Below are 17,561 nucleotides of genomic sequence, written 5' to 3'. Positions count from 1 at the left end.
GGTTGCTGAGCCTGTCGAAGCATCCGGGACCCTTCGACGAGCTCAGGGACCCGCGTGGCGTCAGATGTCGAGGAAGCGGACGTCCTTGGCATTGCGCTGGATGAAGCTGCGTCGGGACTCGACGTCCTCGCCCATCAGCACGCTGAAGATCTCGTCGGCCGCTGCGGCATCCTCGATCGTGATCTGGCGAAGGGTGCGGGTGGTGTGATCCATCGTGGTCTCCCACAGCTCCTTCGGGTTCATCTCACCGAGACCCTTGTAGCGCTGGATTCCGGCGTCCTTCGGGATCCGCTTGCCGTTGTCGAGCCCGTGCTTGAGCAGAGCGTCGCGCTCGGCGTCGCTGAACACATACTCGTGAGCGGAGTTGGTCCACTTGAGACGGTAGAGCGGCGGCATCGCGAGATACACGAATCCGGCCTCGATGAGCCCGCGCATGTAGCGGAAGAGCAGCGTCAGAAGGAGCGTCGTGATGTGCTGGCCGTCGACGTCGGCATCCGCCATCAGCACGATCTTGTGATAGCGCGCCTTCTCGATGTCGAACTCTTCGCCGATGCCCGTGCCGAAGGCCTGGATCATCGCCTGGACCTCTTTGTTGCCCAGAGCCTTGTCGAGACGTGCGCGCTCGACGTTGAGGATCTTGCCTCGCAGGGCGAGGATCGCCTGCGTGTGCGGGTCGCGACCCTGCACCGCCGAGCCGCCTGCCGAGTCACCCTCGACGAGGAAGATCTCGCTGATCGACGGGTCCTTGCTGGTGCAGTCCTTGAGCTTGTCGGGCATCGCCGCCGATTCGAAGACGCTCTTACGACGAGCGGTCTCACGCGCCTTGCGGGCCGCGAGACGCGCGGTCGCCGCATCGATCGCCTTGCGGATCACATTCTTGGCCTGGTTCGGGTTGCGGTCGAACCAGTCTCCGAGCTGATCGCCGACGACCTTCTGCACGAACGCCTTGGCCTCGGTGTTTCCGAGCTTGGTCTTGGTCTGACCCTCGAACTGGGGCTCGCCGAGCTTGATCGAGATGACCGCGGTGAGTCCCTCGCGGACGTCGTCGCCCGAGAGGTTGTCGTCCTTCTCCTTGAGCAGGTTGTTCGCACGCGCGTACTTGTTGACGAGCGTCGTGAGCGCGGCACGGAAGCCCTCTTCGTGGGTTCCGCCCTCGTGCGTGTTGATCGTGTTCGCGTAGGTGAAGACGTTCTCGGTGTACGAGGTGGTCCACTGCATCGCGACCTCGAGCGAGATCTTGCGCTCGGTGTCCTCGGACTCGAACGCGATGATCTCGTCGTTGACGACCTCGGCGTGGCGCACCTTGTTCAGATACTCGACGTAGTCGACGAGACCGCGCTCGTAGTAGAAGACGTCGCCGGGCTGCTTGACGATCGCCTGCCCGTTCTCCTCGATCTCGTAGGCCGAGGAGGGCCGTTCGTCGGCGAGCTCGATGCGCAGGCCCTTGTTGAGGAAGGCCATCTGCTGGAAGCGCGTGCGGAGAGTGTCGTAATCGAACTCGAGCGTCTCCTGGAAGATCTCGCCGTCCGGCCAGAAGGTGATGGTCGTGCCGGTGGTGTCGGCCGCCTCGCCCTTCTCGAGCTGCTGCTGCGGAACTCCGCCGTCCGCGAAACTGTGCCGCCAGACGAAGCCCTTCTGCCTGACCTCGACGTCGAACCGGGTCGACAGCGCATTCACGACCGACGAACCGACACCGTGCAGACCGCCCGAGACGGCATAGGCTCCGCCGCCGAACTTTCCGCCGGCATGCAGGATCGTGAGGACGACCTCGACGGTCGACTTCGTCGGATCGGACGAGTGCGGATCGACGGGGATGCCGCGACCGTTGTCGACGACGCGGACGCCGCCGTCTTCGAGCAGTGTGACCAGGATCGTGTCGGCGTACCCGGCGAGGGCCTCATCGACCGAGTTGTCGACGATCTCGTAGACCAGGTGGTGCAGACCGCGCGGACCGGTGGATCCGATGTACATTCCGGGGCGCTTCCGGACGGCTTCGAGGCCTTCGAGGATCTGGATCGAGTCGGCACCGTACTCGCCCGGCTGCTTCGCCTTGGGTGCGGGTGCCGACGATCCGGAGTCGGCGACCGTCGAGGGGTCTCCGTTGGTCGATTCCGTCTCGTCAGCGGGGGATTCAGGCGTCATCAGAGAGCATTCTCCACATCGATATCACGAACTCCCAGTCTAGCGGTCTTTCGTGGCGAGATGCGGCTCAGCGGCCACCTGTGGGCCTCTGAGCGTGTCGGACCCCTTGCGTGGTGTCCTACCCGTAGGTATCGCGTGGACCCCGCCCTGGAACGACTCTGGGACCCCATTTCCACGAGGGTACGTCGGGTCCGATGAAGCGAAGATTCTCGACGCCGGCCGACGGATAGCGGCGTCCGATCTCGGTCAGGATCGTGCCTCGCATGAACTGCAGGTTCTTGGCCCAGGCCGTCGAATCGCACTTCACCGTGAGCACCCCGCGCTCGAGAGACACCGGTTCGGAGTGCTTCGCGGTGTCCGCTCCCGCGAGGTCGCCCCACTGGCGCACGAGGTCTTCCCGGGCGAGGGTCGTCTCCCACCCCGCATCGCGGGTGAGCCTGTCGAGAACCGCGCCGAGCGTGCCCGGATCGCGACCGGGAGTGAAGGGCGCATTGTCGTCGTCGACCACGACGCGGCGCTTCCGCTTCCAGTTCTTCGAGCTGGGCTGCAGTCCGCGCAGGCGCAGATAGGTCGCCACGGTCTCGGGAGTCTCCGCGGCGGGAACCGGAGCGATGTCAGTCATCCGTCTCGTCCTTCTCGCTCGCCGGGCTCGTCGTCTCGGGGGCTGTCGCCGCATCCGCGGGTTCTGCGTCCCGCGCATCCCTCAGTTTCTGTGGCGACTGGCGCTCGCGGTCATCGCTGATCGTGCCGGCGGTGATCCTGACGACGTGTGCATGCAGCACCTCGGGGATATCCTCCTCCACCGCGGCGGTGACCACCACCTGCTCGTAGCCGGCGGTCACAGCGGCGAGTCGCTGGCGACGATCGGCATCGAGCTCGGCGAACACGTCGTCGAGGATGAGCACCGGATCGCCCGCGGGCGACTCGCTGCGCAGGAGCTCGGCGGAGGCGAGTCGGAGCGCCAGCGCCACGGACCACGATTCTCCGTGTGACGCATAGCCCTTCACCGGAAGGTCGCGAACCCTCAGCACGAGGTCATCGCGATGCGGACCCGTGAGGGTGAGACCGCGCTCGAGCTCGTTCGGCCGCTTCGCGAGCAGGGCCGCGTGGAACATCTCGGCGCATTGCGCCGTGCTCAGCACCCCGTCGGTGTCGATCGGAGCGGATTCGCCGTCTTCGGGATCTGCGCCGCGCACCGACAGCGCCCATTCCAGCTGCGGACGATGATCCTCACCGGCGATCGCGGCATAGGCCTCGGCGACCGGCTGCTGCAGATCTGCCGCGAGGCGCTGGCGGGCGTTGATGATCTCGGCGCCGAGCGAGACGAGCTTGTCGTCCCAGACGTCGAGGGTGCTGAGTCCCTCACCCTTGATCCCGCGAGCTCGAGCGGACTTGAGCAGGGCGTTGCGCTGCTTGAGCACGCGGTCGTAGTCACCGAGCACCGATGCCATGCGCGGCGTGCGTTGGATCAGCAGCTGGTCGACGAACCGGCGACGGGATGAGGGGTCGCCTCTGACGATCTGCAGATCTTCGGGGGCGAAGAGCACGACATGCGCATAGCGCGGCAGTTCATTGATCTTGGAGGGAGACCCGTTGATGCGCGCCTTGTTGGCGCCCTGTTTGTTGAGCTGCACCTCGACGAGAACCCGGCGTTCGCCGTGGGAGAGCCGGGCGCGGATGATCGCGTACTCCTGACCGTCGCGCACGAGCGGTGCATCGGATGACACACGGTGAGAGCCGAGCGTCGCGAGGAAGACCACTGCCTCCGCGAGATTCGTCTTGCCTTGACCGTTGCGACCGACGAGGACGTTCGGCCCGCGGTGCAGGGTGAGTTCGGCGGTCGCATAATTGCGGAAATCGACCAGACTCAGGTGCTCCACAATCACGCTGTCAGCCTACCTTCGGCCTCTGACACTCGGAGTCGCGGGCGTCTGCCCGTTCGTACCGGGGTCAGCGAAGCAGCAGGTTCGGCTGCAGCAGGTACTTGAACGAGTCGAGTCCCGCCTGGTCGACCGAGGTCTGGCTCGTGATGAGCACGGGGCTGAGCTTGTTGGCGTTGTCGCTCGAGGTGAACGTCACACGCACGAACTCGCTCTTGACCGCACCGAGTGCCTCGATGAGGTACTGCGGGTTGAGACCGAGCGTGACCTCGTCACCACCCGAGAGGATCGCATCCACAGACTCGGAGGCACGGGCATGCTCGCTGCCGGACGCATCCATCGTCACCCCGTCGCTGGCGAATGTGAACCGCAGCGGCGCGGCCCGGTCGAGGACGAGCGACACACGACGCACCGCCTCGACGAGGTCGGCGGTGTTGACGACCGCGTAGTGGTCGGTCTGCTCCGGGAACAGGCGGCGGACCGGGGGGAAGTTCCCCTTGATGAGCAGCGAGGTGACGGTCTTGTTCCCGGCGGTGAAGGCGATGATCTCGCGGTCACCGGCACCCGAGAACGCGATCTGGATCGTGCCGGCGTGTCCGAAGGTCTTTCCGACCTCGAGCAGGGTGCGTGCGGGAACGAGTGCCGTGGCTTCAACGGCCTCTCCGTCCCACGGGACGTCGCGGAGCGACACGCGGTAGCGGTCCGTCGCGACCAGGCTGAGGCTCTGACCGGAGACCTCGAGCTGCACACCGGTGAGCACCGGGGTCACGTCGTCGCGCGATGCGGCGAATCCGACCTGCGCGATCGCGGTGCCGAAGTCATCTGCGGGGACGACTCCGGAGGATCCGGAGACCTCAGGGATGGAGGGATATTCCTCGACCGGCATGGCTGCCAGGGTGAAGCGTGCGGATCCGCAGGTGACCGAGATGCTTCCGTCGTCTTCGACGGCGATCTCGATGGGAGCGTTCGGGAGTCGGCTGGCGATGTCGGAGAGCAGTCGACCGTGCACGAGGATCGTGCCCGGATCCTCGACCGTGGCCTCGATGGTGGTGCGCGCCGATGCTTCGTAGTCGAATGCCGAGAGCGTGAGCCCGGAGCCGTCGGCCTCGATCAGCACTCCGGCCAGGATCGGCTGCGGATTGCGCTGCGGAAGCAGCTTGACGACGAAGGACACAGCCTCGCTGAAGACATCGCGGTTGACCTGAAACCTCACGGGTGCTCCCTTGTCGTCGTTCTGAGACGCGTCGTCATCGTCCCTGCCGGTGCAGGGCTTCCCATGCTAGCCCCAGAGTCACACGGATCCCTACGCGGATGTGATTCCCGGGGACCGGTCGGGTTTCCACACCGTCTGGTGATCGGATCGCCCCTGGATTGGATTAACTCCTTAACGGTGTTAACAGCTGTGGATACTGTGGATAACTCGGTGGAAAGCAGACGCGAGTAGGGAACTACACGGTTGTCACTTGTGGAATCCCTGAGGATTACGCGGGTGGGGAGCATCCGATGCGATCGCGAGCATGTCGTAGTTATCCACAGGTTCGACGATTTCTCCCATGTTCGTCCCGAGCTCATCCCCATCCATCCACAAGTTATCCACATGTGCAAAGTGGCATCGATCCGTTCTTCACACGGCGCGTCGCACGCACGCAAAGGGGGTCACAGCGTCCTCTCGGATGCTGTGACCCCCTTTTCGGAGTCGCGGTGCCCGTTCAGCGACGACCGAGCTGCGTGGTGATCTCGGTCACCTGGTTGTAGATCGAACGGCGTTCCTTCATGAGTTCGCTGATCTTCTTGTACGCGTACATGACGGTCGTGTGATCGCGGTTTCCGAACAGCTGACCGATCTTGGGCAGCGAGAGGCTCGTGCGCTCTCGGCACAGATACATGGCGATCTGTCGTGAGGTCGCGATCTGCTGCGAACGACTCGAGCCGTACAGGTCGTCGACCGTGAGCTTGAAGTACTGCGCCGTCGCCGTGATGATGTCGGTCGGCGAGATGATGTTGTCCTCCGCCGTGTCGATGATGTCGCGCAGCACGGTCTGGGCGAGCGAGATGTCGAGAGCGGAACGGTTCAGGCTCGCGAACGCGGACACCCGGATCAGGGCGCCCTCGAGTTCGCGGATGTTGGAGGAGACCACCGTGGCGATGTACTCGAGCACCTCGTCAGGGATGTGGAGCGCCTCGCTCTGTGCCTTCTTGCGGAGGATCGCGATGCGCGTCTCGAGGTCGGGCGCCTGCACATCGGTGATGAGGCCCCATTCGAACCGACTGCGCATGCGGTCTTCGAAGCCGGTCAGGTGCTTCGGGGCCACATCGCTGGTGATGACGACCTGCTTGTTGTGGTCGTGCAGTGTGTTGAAGGTGTGGAAGAAGGCTTCCTGCGTCTCGGCACGCCCCTGAAGGAACTGGATGTCATCGATGAGGAGGATGTCGACGTCGCGATACCGGGCCTGGAACGCGGCGCCGCGGTTGTTCGCGATCGAGTTGATGAAGTCGTTCGTGAACTCCTCGCTCGAGACGTACCGCACCTTCACTCCTGCATAGAGGGACTGTGCGTAATCCCCGATCGCGTGCAGCAGGTGTGTCTTGCCCAGCCCGGAGTCTCCATAGATGAAGAGCGGGTTGTAGGCCTTGGCCGGCGCTTCGGCCACGGCGACCGCGGCAGCGTGCGCGAAGCGGTTGGACTGACCGATCACGAAGTTGTCGAAGGTGTACTTCGGGTTGAGTCGCGACTCGTGCCGCATCGGAGTGGGCTGCTCCATGGGCGACTCGATGCGGACGTTCTCCTGTCGGCCGAAGTCAGGGACTGCGATCGGCGCGGTCGGCTGTTCGGCGAGCTCGTGGTTCACCACCACCCGGTACGACGTGACCTCGTCGCCGATGTGCGAGAGAGCCTCCATGATCGGCAGTCGGAGTCTCTTGTTGATCTGGGCTGCGGTGAGGTCGTTCGGCACCTCGAGATAGAGAGTCGCGGCCATGACTCCGGCCGGGACCGCCAGACTCAGGAAACCCTGGAGCTGGGGCGTCACGCGGTCGTCGGCTTCGAGCAGCTCCTGCACCGTGGTCCAGATCGGGACGTCGGGCTGGGCTGGTGAGGACATGACGCTCCGGAGCTGGGTGATCGGGGAGGGTTCGGCGACGGGCGTCTCCCTGTGGATAACTTCGGATGCCACGGTAGTCATCGCGGCTGTGATCGGCAACCTGCCCTGGGAAATCCGCGCGCGTGTTGCGCATACGTGCAGGCCGCGGGTTGTGGATAATGGCTGTGCGGATCGTGCAGGAGGTCCGGTGTCCCAGCGCGCAGATTTGCTCTGCGCGCCGTCAGGACGTACCCTTAATCGGTTGACTTATGCCTGAATGGCAGATCCCTATGTCTCCGGTCAAAATGATCCCGGTGGCAGCTTTCCCCGGAGTGATTTCATGAGCAAGCGCACCTTCCAGCCCAACAACCGTCGTCGTGCCAAGAAGCACGGTTTCCGTCTTCGCATGCGCACCCGCGCCGGCCGCGCGATCCTGTCGGCTCGCCGCGCGAAGGGCCGCACCGAGCTCTCCGCGTAAACCGCTGTGCTCGCCCGCCCGTATCGCCTGACCCGCGGTAGCGACTATCGACTGGTCGTTCGACGTGGGACACGTTGTGGCGGGGCGCGCGTCGTCACCTCGATGATGACGACGGGCGAGAGCAGAGCCGCGAGGTTCGGATTCATCATCAGCAAGCAGGTTGGCACCGCAGTGGTGCGCAACTCCGTCCGTCGACGCCTCAAGGCCGTCTGCGCGGAGGCGCTCCCGCGAGTTCCCGAGGGCACGGATGTCGTCATCCGTGCCCTTCCTGCGTCCGCGACCGCGAGCTATGCCGAACTGAGTGCGGATGTGAACCGTTGCCTCGGGCGGCTGGCGCCGGTGACGACATGACGGCGCTCCCGGCATCCTCACTCGGAAGCGCACGACTGCAGCCCCGAGATCTTGTGCGCAGCATCCCACTGGTGCCGAGAAACCTCGTACTCGGGTTCCTGACCGGCTACCGGGCAGTGATCTCTCCGATGTACGGAGACGTGTGTGCCTATTACCCATCCTGTTCCGCTTACGCTGTAGGTGCGGTGCAACAGCATGGTGCCGTGCGGGGAACGATGCTCTCGGCATGGCGCATACTCCGTTGCAATCCCTGGAGCCACGGCGGCGTCGATGACGTCCGTCCGCATGAACACTTCCGCTATGACCTGACCGCCCGCGGTTTCGTCGTCCCTTCCCGAAAGGATTGATCGGTGGGTCTTGACCTTCTGTTCGCCAGCACCACGCCCTCACCGGCGCCCGCCTCCGGCGGATTCGATCTGCTGGGGACGATCCTCTGGCCGCTGAAGTGGCTGGTCGAGCTCGTGCTCGTCGCCTGGCACTGGCTGCTGACGGCGGTGGGCCTTCCTGCCGCATCCGGTCTCACGTGGGTGCTGTCGATCGTCGGACTCGTCATCGTCGTGCGTGCTGCTCTGATCCCGCTCTTCGTGAAGCAGATCAAGAGCCAGCGAAAGATGATGGAAATCGCTCCTGAGCTGCGGAAAGTTCAGGAGAAGTATCGAGGTAAGAAGGATCAGCTCTCTCGCGAGGCCATGAGCCGGGAGACCATGGCGCTGTACAAGAAGCACGGCACGACGCCGATGTCGAGCTGTCTTCCGCTGCTGGTGCAGATGCCGATCTTCTTCGCGCTGTTCAGCGTGCTCAACGACGTGACGAAGCACCACGCGGCCGGCATCGGTGGCGTGGGTCTCCTCAACGCCGAGCTCACCGAGCAGTTCTACGACGCGCAGCTGTTCGGGGTCGCATCCCTGCACGAGACCCTCGGCAACGCGGTCGACGCCGGCAACACCGTCGCGATCGTCATCCTGGTGGTTCTCGTCGTGCTCATGATCGCGTCGCAGTTCTTCACTCAGCTGCAGATCATCTCGAAGAACCTGTCGCCCGAGGCCAAGACCGGTCAGGCGTACCAGATGCAGAAGATCATGCTCTACATCCTGCCGCTGGGCTTCATCTTCTCGGGTATCTTCTTCCCGCTCGGCGTCGTCGTGTACTGGTTCATCTCGAACCTGTGGACGATGGGTCAGCAGTTCCTGGTCATCCGCGAGATGCCCACCCCCGGATCCGAGGCCGCCAAGGCTCGTGAGGAGCGCCTGGCGCGCAAGGGCAAGGCGATCGATTCGTCGGGCAAGGTCGTTCCGATGGCTGTGTACGAGGCCGAGCAGCAGCGCCTGCTCGAAGAGGTCGAGAAGGCCAAGGCCGAGGCTCCGAAGCGTCAGCAGCCGGTCGGCAAGAAGCGTGCGAAGAAGAAGGGTGGCGGCGCGTGAGCGAGAACATGACGGAGACCGTCGAGCCCACCGTGGCTCAGCTGGAGAACGAGGGCGACGTCGCCGCGGATTACCTCGAGGAGCTCCTCGACATCGCGGACATCGATGGCGATCTCAACCTCGACGTGCGTCAGGGACGCGCGTACGTGTCGGTGGAGGCTGAGGGCGATGGCCTGTCGCTTCTGTCGGCACCCGACACCGTGCAGGCACTGCAGGAGCTCACACGGCTCGCGGTGCAGAACAAGACCGGTTCCTTCTCTCGTCTGATCCTCGACATCGGTGGATCGCGGGACGCTCGGCGCCGCCAGCTCGAGACGCTCGTGAACGCGGCTGCGGCCAAGCTCGATGACGGCGCTTCCCAGGCCTCGCTGCCCGCGATGTCGAGCTACGAGCGCAAGCTGGTGCACGATATTGCCGCTGATCAGGGACTTGTCTCTGAATCGTACGGTGAGGGCGCGGATCGTCACACGGTTCTGCGCCGTCGCTGATGTCGTCGGAGTTCTCGGGGGCGGATGCCTCGGTGACGAGCGTCGTGGAGACCGAGCCCGCCGTCGCGGGGGAGATGTTCGGGGATCGCATAGAGCTCGCTCGTCAGTTCACCGCTGCGCTGGCTGAGCATGGCGAGGAGCGGGGCCTGATCGGTCCCCTCGAGCTTCCTCGGCTCTGGACTCGACACATCCTGAACAGCGCGATCGCCGCTCCGCTCTTCAGCGGGTCGGTCGCGGACATCGGGTCAGGAGCCGGTCTTCCGGGTATCGTGCTCGCGATCGCGCGTCCGGACGCCCAGTTCACTCTGGTCGAGCCGATGGAGCGCCGAGTGACCTGGCTCAATGAGCAGGTATCGGCACTGGGGCTGTCGAACGTCGAGGTCGTTCGTGCCCGAGCTGAAGAGGTTCAGCGACCCGACGGCTTCGACGTCGTCACAGCTCGTGCGGTGAGTGCGCTGCGCACTCTCATCCCTCTCACGGCGCCGCTGGTTCGCGATGGTGGTGAGCTCACGCTGCTCAAGGGGATGAACGTGTCGAACGAGATCGACGCTGCTCAGAAGCAGATCAAGAAGTTCCAACTGTCGAGTGTTCGTGTCGACGTACTGGGCGAGGGCGTTCTTCCCGAGACCACGCGCGTCCTGCGCGCGCGCGTTCGCTGACCGCTTGCCGGCGGCAACGGCGCGTGGGTCCGGCTTAGCAGTGCATCCGATCTGCGGGGACGCGCGTTTCACGTGAAACATCAGCTGCCGCGGGGAGGGCGTCGTGGGGGTCGTGCCGCCGCGAGCAGCGGGACCTTCCCGCTCCATGCTTGCGTGCGAGCGTTGACGTGGACACGTCGCGGTCATGTATCCCCGCCGTGGGGAGTGTCGCGGGGTAGGGGATCTGGTCTCCGTGGGGCAACTTCGACGCAATGAGATTCGCTTCACGGGTGCTGATGTCATGCCACTCGGTCGACCGAGGTGTGACGTCGGTCGTTGGTTTTCATCTGATGCTCTACTGAGGGCGTGAACCGCGGAGCGTTGATGGCTCGCGGGTAACCACGTTGTTTCACGTGAAACACAGCGCGCTGCGGACGAGTCTGAGAACAGATGGGACCGGCGTCACTCACGTGATCTGCTGGCAGGGGGACGGGAAAGCTCCGCAGATGGTGTGTGGCTGGACCTGCATCCGTGCCGGCACTTCCGGGGTGCGTGATTGACGCTCATTCTCCCGCTGGTGCCGCAGGGACACTTGCGTGTTTCACGTGGAACACTTGTTGCTGTCGCGGATGTGATCTGATGAGGATTTGTCTGACGTGCGGTCGTCACAGAGTAGGGCTGGTCGAGTTTCATCGCGGTCGAAGACACCTGGCCAGGCTTGGCCACTTGTGCCCGCCGCTATGACGTGAGTTCGCTGGTCTTCGGGGCTGAGCTGGTTGTCGGGTTTGTCGGTGCTCAACGGGCACCGACCGGCTGCACGACACCAGGATCGACGTGCGGTCAGTCTCCTTGGGGAGGGGTGGTCCGGTTGATTGCAACATTCATGCCCATACGTTTCACGTGAAACAAGCGATGTATGGAGCCCGCCCCCGGAGGAGCGGCTGTGTCGCCACCAATCGCCGCGCGGAGAGGTGGCCCTGACAACGTACATGACGGTAGACGCCTCAGCTTCGGAGCGAGCGAGGAAGCCGCCGTGATGCTGCAGAGCGTCATGTTTCACGTGAAACGCCGGAGTGAGACAGTGTTCAGTCTGCATGAAAGTCCAATGTGTCCGCACGCCCACCTCGCGAGCGGATCACTCCGTTCAGCCTCGTGGGCAGTGAGCCCAGCGAACTCCGTGTTCCACGTGAAACATCTATGGCATCCGCCGGGCTCGGATGCTTCGCGAGATCTGCTGTGTGCACGAGTACTGAGCACACGCTCATGGCGCTGCAATCGACAGGCGTTCCTGGGGCCGTGAGGGTGGCCGATGGTCATCAGGTCGAGTGGGTTTGACTCCTCGGCGCCCTTGCGTAGCTATGCTCGCGTGGTCAGCTCATCGATCGAGGCACCGTTGATGGGGTGGTGATCTTCACCTGAAGGACCAGCCCGGAAGAGAAATGATCTACCGATCCCGTGCTATCGCTGTGAGGCCTGGTCCTCTCGTAGATGCCATCACCTCGACGGCACGAGATGTGATCCATCTGTTCGGTGAGGCGCGACACCTACGGCGGGGAGCATGGGAGTACGTTCAACGGGGTGTTTCACGTGAAACGGGTTCACGCGTCGCTGGTCCTGAAGGATCAACGCGTGCGAGCGCCGCCGGCGGCGCCACACGGTGTGAACTGAAGGGTGGTGGTGCGTGTGGCGTGTGGCGTGTGGAGTGTGGTGCGTGGCGTGCGGACTGAGGTGCGGCAGACGATCATGCGGGTCACGCGTGCGAGTGGTGGTGTCTGGGGCGCGCTCGGATTCGTCGCCGCCGGAGTCGTCCGGCGAGGCCTTCATGTAGTGGGGATGAACTCAGCTCTATGCGCTTCCCGGACCGGGGAGCGGTAACCGACGAGGCGCGGCACATATGCGAAACCTTCCGGGGTGTGAGGGCGTCAGGCTTCCGGTGAGAGCCTGACTTCAGGCTGCTGTCCCGGCCGCACGAGCTGTGGAGGAATCGAAGCATGCAGTCTCGTCAGATTGGCAAAGATGCAGAGATCTACCTCGGTCTCACACGAGCGTGAAGCTGGCTGCTCGCCGTCTCGGGCGGCCGGGCGGAGTCACCCAGGTATCGCGTGATCTGTAGGCACCGCGCTCGCGTGGGGGGGGGGAGTGGGTGAGGAGAGGGGAGTGGCCGTCGTCACGACAAAGGCGCAACATCTTGGGGACGCGCTCGCGAGTGTATTACGCGAGGCGCACGCACTCCGGATGTCGATGTGAGCGCAGGACAGGACAGGACAGGACAGGGCGCGGCAACGTTCGGGAAATGAGGGGAACCGTGGCCTTCGCAGGCAGGGTTGACTCTGTCGAGTGTTCGCTGCGTCCCTCTCTTGGTTCGAGGAGCTTCCCGATTGTGACGCTGAGGATGTGGGCGTCGAAGGGGCACTGGCGTGTGGCCTGAGGGAGGAGGTGAGAGCCGCGGCGGGGAGAGAAGTGGGCGCCGACTACGCGTTTCACGTGAAACAGTGGCGCAACTCGAGATCGTCCGTCCTTCCTTTGTGGCTGTCGTCGCGCCGTATGAGCCGAGGGCATATCTTCACGACCTGCAGCAGTGACGCCGTCGGCTCGCGCGGATGCGGCTCGGATGCGGCGGGAACGAGACGCGGACGAGTGGTGCGGCAGAACGCGAGCTGCTCCGACCTCGCGTTCCTTCTAAACCGTGATGTGAAGGGCCACTCGCGCGTCACCACTGAATGGTCGCTCTCGGTACCCGTGGAGCGAGTCCTTTGCACTTAGGCAGAGTGATCTTCGCGATGGTGTTGCGAAGCGCTCACATCGCGAGTGATCGCTCCCAGATTGATTCTCTGCAGCTAGAGCGTCGCTTGGGGCATTCTGGCACTGGGGCACCCGGAAACCACGTGACTATGCATCTGCACTGCTGATTGACTTCGCGCGCTCGATGCACGGTCTCGGATATCGTGTCGACATGGCACGAGTTCTGGTCACCGGCATGTCCGGAGTGGGCAAGTCAACCGTGATCCGGGAGCTCACCCGGCGAGGCGCTTTCGCAGTCGACACAGATGACGTCGGCTGGAAGGATTCCGCTGGCGACTGGATCACCGAAAGGATGACGAACCTGCTGCGGGCTCATGACGATGTGATCGTCTCGGGAACCGTCGCGAACCAGGGGGAGTTCTACCCCGCACTGCATCACGTCGTCCTGCTCACGGCACCTCTCGACGTGATGCTCAGCCGAATCGACGCGCGCGACGACAACCCGTACGGCAAATCGTCGGAGGATCGCGCCGAGATCATCGCGAACACACAGTCCGTAGAGCCCCTGCTGCGTGCGACGGCGACGCTGGAGCTCAACGCGACAGCACCTCTCGGTGACACCGTCGACATCCTGCACGACCTCTACCGTCAGCGTTTCACGTGAAACAACGCGGAGTTCGTCGCCACGACTCCCACTCACGTGCGGTAACACGGACGGCCCACTCCTCAGGAGGAGTCGATGCTCAGCCAGCGCCAGCGCCAGCGCCAGCGCCAGCGCCAGCGCCAGCGCCAGCGCCTCACCACGCAGCGCACCGGTGGAAGGACGAGAGTACCGAAGGGCAGGTGGGCTGGACCGGATCCACAGGGCAGCACTCATGCGGGGCAACGTCGGCCTCAGCGATTAGAGTGGAACACGGCCCCGAAAGGAGTGGATGTTTCACGTGAAACAGTCCGACAAGGCAACACCGAAGGATTCTTTCGGCATGGATACGCCGCTCGCGCGCGAGATCGCCGACCTCTCGGCACGACGTCGGGTGCTCGATTCCGTGAAGGTCGAGTTCACGGGGGAGACCCGCGTGCTCACCGTCTCCAATCAGAAGGGTGGAGTCGGAAAGACGACGAGCGCGGTGAACATCGCCGCAGCACTCTCCGGGCTCGGTGCGAAGGTCCTCGTCATCGATCTCGACCCGCAGGGCAACGCATCCACTGCGCTGGGAGTCCCACACAGCGGCGACGTCCCCAGCGTCTACGACGTTCTCATCGATGAGGTTCCTCTCGCCGACATCGTGCAGCAGAGCCCCGAGGACGCGAACCTCTTCTGCGCTCCGAGCACGATCCACCTCGCAGGAGCAGAGATCGAGCTCGTCGCTCAGGTGGCTCGTGAGCACCGCCTGCGTCGGGCCCTTCAGGACTACCTGGAGAACAACCCGATGGACTTCGTCATCATCGACTGCCCGCCGTCGCTGGGCCTCCTCACGATCAACGCGTTCACCGCGGCCGACGAGGTCTTCATCCCGATCCAGTGCGAGTACTACGCACTCGAGGGCCTGAGCCAGCTGCTCGGCAGCATCCAGATGATCCAGAAGCATCTGAATCCCGACCTTCATCTCTCGACCATCCTGCTGACCATGTTCGACGGGCGTACCCGTCTTGCGCAGCAGGTCGCCGATGAGGTCCGCACCCACTTCCCGGACCAGGTGCTCGACACCGTCATCCCGCGCTCTGTGCGGGTATCGGAGGCGCCGAGTTTCGGTCAGACCGTGATCGCCTACGATGGGCAATCGGCCGGCGCCGTCGCGTACCGCGAGGCTGCCGTCGAGATCGCGTCGCGCACAGCGACGCAGAGCAAGGAGAAATGATGGCGAAGCGCACTGGACTGGGCCGGGGGATCGGAGCCCTGATTCCCACCGCTGACCAGGCTGAGCGTCCGGTCGATGTGTTCTTCCCCGGCGCGAGCCTCCGGCCTGCGACCGACCAGGCGGCCACGGTGGCCGAAGAGGAACCCGACCTCGAGGTCGTGCCCGGCATTCACCTCATCCAGATCGATCCGCAGAAGATCGTGCCGAACCCCCGTCAGCCGCGCACGCACTTCAACCCCGAGGATCTTGCGGAGCTCGTGCACAGCGTGCGCGAGTTCGGTGTGCTGCAGCCCGTGGTCGTGCGGAAGAACTCCGAGGGCGAGTACGAGCTGATCATGGGCGAGCGCCGTACCCGCGCCGCCCGTGAGGCCGGTCTCGATGCGATTCCGGCTGTCGTGCGAGAGACCGCAGACGAGGATCTTCTGCGCGACGCCCTGCTCGAGAACCTTCACCGTTCCGAGCTGAACCCGCTGGAAGAGGCATCCGCTTACCAGCAGCTGCTCGAGGACTTCGGTATCACTCAGGAAGAGCTGGCCACGCGCATCGGGCGCTCGCGTCCGCAGATCAGCAACACCATCCGCCTTCTCAAGCTGCCTGTTCCTGTGCAGCAGCGCGTCGCGGCCGGAGTGCTCAGCGCAGGTCATGCGCGCGCGATCCTGAGCCTCGACACCCCGGAGGCCATGCAGCGTCTGGCTGACAAGGTGATCAACGAAGACCTGTCCGTACGTGCCACCGAAGCAGCCGCCAAGAGCCAGCCGTCGACATCGGCCGGCCGTACCCCGAAGCCCACCCCCGGTGCGCGACGCGCGTACCTCGACGAAGTGGCCGGCAACCTCGGAGACCGCCTCAACACCAGGGTCAAGGTCTCTCTCGGTGCTCGCAAGGGCCAGGTGATCATCGACTTCGCGTCGATTCAGGATCTGAATCGCATTCTCGAGGAACTGGGCGAATCCGGCTTCGGATCGGCGTGACCACCCCCTAGAACACCGGTATTCCCATAGACTCGCGTGGTCACCACGATGAGGGGGAGTCATGTCCACGTCACAGCCCACACCGGCTATTCAACGGAAGGTGATCGCGGTCAGCATCGCCGCGGCACTCGGAGGATTCCTCTTCGGCTTCGACACCGCCGTGATCAACGGTGCGGTCGACGCTCTCGCCGGTGACGTCTCCGGCTTCGATCTCGGCGTCGGGCTGAAGGGCTTCGCCGTCTCGTCCGCTCTGATCGGATGTGCGGTGGGAGCCTGGTTCGCCGGCCCCATCGCGAACAAACGCGGCCGCATCCCGGTGATGGTGGTGGCCGCGGCGATGTTCTTCATCTCCGCCATCGGCTCCGGCCTCGCCTTCAGCGTCGTCGATCTCATCATCTGGCGCGTGATCGGCGGACTCGGTGTCGGAGCGGCATCCGTCATCGCTCCCGCCTACATCGCAGAGGTCTCACCGGCCGCGGTACGAGGCAGGCTGGGCTCTCTGCAGCAGCTCGCCATCGTCACGGGTATCTTCGCCGCGCTGCTCTCTGACGCACTGCTGGCGGGCATCGCAGGCGAGGCTGATCAGCCGCTGTGGGGCCTCACCGCCTGGCGGTGGATGTTCATGGTCGCGGCGATCCCCGCGCTCGTCTACGGGCTCGTATCGCTCCGCCTGCCGGAATCTCCGCGCTACCTCGTGCGCAAGGGCGACCTGAAACGCGCGTCCGAGGTGCTGACCACGGTGACAGGAACCCTCGATGTCGAGGCGAAGATCAAGGAGATCACCGGCACCATCGACACCGAGCGCAAAGAGTCGCTGCGCGACCTTCGTGGCAGCCGCCTGGGCCTCAAGCCGATCGTCTGGGTCGGCATCCTGCTCTCGGTGTTCCAGCAGTTCGTCGGCATCAACGTGATCTTCTACTACTCGACCACGCTGTGGCAGTCGGTCGGATTCGACGAGTCGAGCGCGCTGCTCACCTCGGTCATCACCTCGGTGACGAACATCGTGGTGACGATCATCGCCATCCTCTTGGTCGACAAGATCGGTCGTCGCATCATGCTGCTGGTGGGGTCGGTCGGTATGACCGTCACCCTCGGTCTCATGGCCGTCGCATTCTCGTTCGGCACGCTCGACGCGCAGGGAACGGCGACGCTGCCCGACCCGTGGGCCACGGTCGCCCTGATCTGCGCCAACGGCTTCGTCGTCTTCTTCGGCGCGACATGGGGACCGCTCGTCTGGGTGCTCCTTGGCGAGATCTTCCCGAACTCGATCCGTGCCGGAGCCCTCGCCGTCGCTGCGGCCGCGCAGTGGGCCGCGAACTTCTTCATCTCTACCACCTTCCCCGTGTTCGCTGAGATCGGTCTGACCTTCGCCTACGGCTTCTACGCGTTCTTCGCTCTGCTGTCGTTCTTCTTCGTGTACTTCAAGGTCCCCGAGACCAAGGGCAAGGAGCTCGAGGAGATGACCGACGAGCTGACGGTGAAGCGCCGGGGCACCCGCAAGGCGACGTAGG

Annotated in this window: 15 protein-coding genes; 10 read left to right on the top strand and 5 right to left on the bottom strand. The window is 64.3% G+C overall.

All coding sequences use genetic code 11. The annotated features are described in order from the left end of the window. Positions 1 to 60: 60 nt before the first annotated feature. The 5 genes from gyrB to dnaA form a co-directional block, all read right to left on the bottom strand. Positions 61 to 2,142: a DNA topoisomerase (ATP-hydrolyzing) subunit B gene (gene gyrB / locus IXW21_RS11435; protein ID WP_194764382.1), complete on the bottom strand. Its 2,082-nt coding sequence runs from the start codon at positions 2,140 to 2,142 to the stop codon at positions 61 to 63. Positions 2,143 to 2,260: 118 nt separating this feature from the next. Then, positions 2,261 to 2,764 (bottom strand): DUF721 domain-containing protein, encoded by a 504-nt coding sequence (locus tag IXW21_RS11430; protein WP_194764381.1) that lies wholly within the window; start codon positions 2,762 to 2,764, stop codon positions 2,261 to 2,263. Further along, positions 2,757 to 4,028, bottom strand: coding sequence for a DNA replication/repair protein RecF (gene recF / locus IXW21_RS11425; RefSeq protein ID WP_194764380.1), 1,272 nt, complete (start codon positions 4,026 to 4,028; stop codon positions 2,757 to 2,759). The genes IXW21_RS11430 and recF overlap by 8 nt, the downstream gene beginning before the upstream one ends. Before the next feature lie 64 nt (positions 4,029 to 4,092). Next, positions 4,093 to 5,235: a DNA polymerase III subunit beta gene (gene dnaN, locus IXW21_RS11420; protein ID WP_194764379.1), complete on the bottom strand. Its 1,143-nt coding sequence runs from the start codon at positions 5,233 to 5,235 to the stop codon at positions 4,093 to 4,095. Between the two features lie 496 nt (positions 5,236 to 5,731). Further along, on the bottom strand, positions 5,732 to 7,123 hold the full coding sequence (gene dnaA, locus IXW21_RS11415; protein ID WP_194764378.1) for a chromosomal replication initiator protein DnaA: 1,392 nt from the start codon (positions 7,121 to 7,123) through the stop codon (positions 5,732 to 5,734). A 319-nt stretch (positions 7,124 to 7,442) separates the two neighbouring features. On the opposite strand from dnaA, the gene rpmH reads away from it, so the two are divergent. The 10 genes from rpmH (at position 7,443) to IXW21_RS11365 (ending at position 17,560) form a co-directional block, all read left to right on the top strand. Then, positions 7,443 to 7,580: a 50S ribosomal protein L34 gene (rpmH, locus tag IXW21_RS11410; protein WP_022889115.1), complete on the top strand. Its 138-nt coding sequence runs from the start codon at positions 7,443 to 7,445 to the stop codon at positions 7,578 to 7,580. A 6-nt stretch (positions 7,581 to 7,586) separates the two neighbouring features. Further along, positions 7,587 to 7,931 (top strand): ribonuclease P protein component, encoded by a 345-nt coding sequence (gene rnpA / locus IXW21_RS11405; protein WP_194764377.1) that lies wholly within the window; start codon positions 7,587 to 7,589, stop codon positions 7,929 to 7,931. Further along, positions 7,928 to 8,278 (top strand): membrane protein insertion efficiency factor YidD, encoded by a 351-nt coding sequence (yidD, locus tag IXW21_RS11400; RefSeq protein WP_194764376.1) that lies wholly within the window; start codon positions 7,928 to 7,930, stop codon positions 8,276 to 8,278. Before rnpA ends, yidD begins: the two co-directional genes overlap by 4 nt. Positions 8,279 to 8,281: 3 nt before the next feature. After that, positions 8,282 to 9,352: a membrane protein insertase YidC gene (gene yidC / locus IXW21_RS11395; RefSeq protein ID WP_194764375.1), complete on the top strand. Its 1,071-nt coding sequence runs from the start codon at positions 8,282 to 8,284 to the stop codon at positions 9,350 to 9,352. Positions 9,353 to 9,360: 8 nt separating this feature from the next. After that, positions 9,361 to 9,840, top strand: a complete 480-nt coding sequence (locus tag IXW21_RS11390; RefSeq protein WP_194764501.1) for a protein jag — start codon at positions 9,361 to 9,363, stop codon at positions 9,838 to 9,840. Beyond that, the gene (gene rsmG, locus IXW21_RS11385) at positions 9,840 to 10,499 is read left to right on the top strand and encodes a 16S rRNA (guanine(527)-N(7))-methyltransferase RsmG (RefSeq protein ID WP_194764374.1); all 660 of its coding nucleotides are present in this window, start codon (positions 9,840 to 9,842) and stop codon (positions 10,497 to 10,499) included. Before IXW21_RS11390 ends, rsmG begins: the two co-directional genes overlap by 1 nt. Positions 10,500 to 13,431: 2,932 nt before the next feature. After that, positions 13,432 to 13,884 carry an AAA family ATPase gene (locus IXW21_RS11380; RefSeq protein ID WP_194764373.1) on the top strand — a complete coding sequence of 151 codons (453 nt, stop codon included), beginning with the start codon at positions 13,432 to 13,434 and terminating at the stop codon, positions 13,882 to 13,884. Positions 13,885 to 14,203: 319 nt separating this feature from the next. Then, a complete protein-coding gene (locus IXW21_RS11375) occupies positions 14,204 to 15,079 on the top strand; it encodes a ParA family protein (RefSeq protein ID WP_323742231.1) in 876 nt (291 codons plus the stop codon). Next, positions 15,079 to 16,050 carry a ParB/RepB/Spo0J family partition protein gene (locus tag IXW21_RS11370; RefSeq protein WP_194764372.1) on the top strand — a complete coding sequence of 324 codons (972 nt, stop codon included), beginning with the start codon at positions 15,079 to 15,081 and terminating at the stop codon, positions 16,048 to 16,050. The genes IXW21_RS11375 and IXW21_RS11370 overlap by 1 nt, the downstream gene beginning before the upstream one ends. Positions 16,051 to 16,111: 61 nt before the next feature. After that, entirely contained in the window at positions 16,112 to 17,560 is a 1,449-nt protein-coding gene (locus IXW21_RS11365) for a sugar porter family MFS transporter (RefSeq protein ID WP_228528444.1), read from the top strand. Position 17,561 lies beyond the last annotated feature (1 nt).

It is taken from the genome of Microbacterium sp. UFMG61 (assembly GCF_015354505.1).
In the GTDB taxonomy this organism is placed as follows: domain Bacteria; phylum Actinomycetota; class Actinomycetes; order Actinomycetales; family Microbacteriaceae; genus Microbacterium.
Note: the sequence above shows the minus strand (reverse complement) of the source record. Positions and strands in the feature narration are given on the sequence as shown.

Bases quoted from the DNA above. Each gene is read 5' to 3' on its own strand.
- IXW21_RS11370 (WP_194764372.1), top strand. From the start codon at position 15,079: ATGGCGAAGCGCACTGGACTGGGCCGGGGGATCGGAGCCCTGATTCCC.
- rpmH (WP_022889115.1), top strand. From the start codon at position 7,443: ATGAGCAAGCGCACCTTCCAGCCCAACAACCGTCGTCGTGCCAAGAAG.
- rsmG (WP_194764374.1), top strand. From the start codon at position 9,840: ATGTCGTCGGAGTTCTCGGGGGCGGATGCCTCGGTGACGAGCGTCGTG.
- IXW21_RS11390 (WP_194764501.1), top strand. From the start codon at position 9,361: ATGACGGAGACCGTCGAGCCCACCGTGGCTCAGCTGGAGAACGAGGGC.
- IXW21_RS11380 (WP_194764373.1), top strand. From the start codon at position 13,432: ATGGCACGAGTTCTGGTCACCGGCATGTCCGGAGTGGGCAAGTCAACC.
- gyrB (WP_194764382.1), bottom strand. From the start codon at position 2,142: ATGACGCCTGAATCCCCCGCTGACGAGACGGAATCGACCAACGGAGAC.
- IXW21_RS11365 (WP_228528444.1), top strand. From the start codon at position 16,112: ATGTCCACGTCACAGCCCACACCGGCTATTCAACGGAAGGTGATCGCG.
- dnaA (WP_194764378.1), bottom strand. From the start codon at position 7,123: ATGTCCTCACCAGCCCAGCCCGACGTCCCGATCTGGACCACGGTGCAG.
- IXW21_RS11430 (WP_194764381.1), bottom strand. From the start codon at position 2,764: ATGACTGACATCGCTCCGGTTCCCGCCGCGGAGACTCCCGAGACCGTG.
- yidD (WP_194764376.1), top strand. From the start codon at position 7,928: ATGACGGCGCTCCCGGCATCCTCACTCGGAAGCGCACGACTGCAGCCC.
- IXW21_RS11375 (WP_323742231.1), top strand. From the start codon at position 14,204: ATGGATACGCCGCTCGCGCGCGAGATCGCCGACCTCTCGGCACGACGT.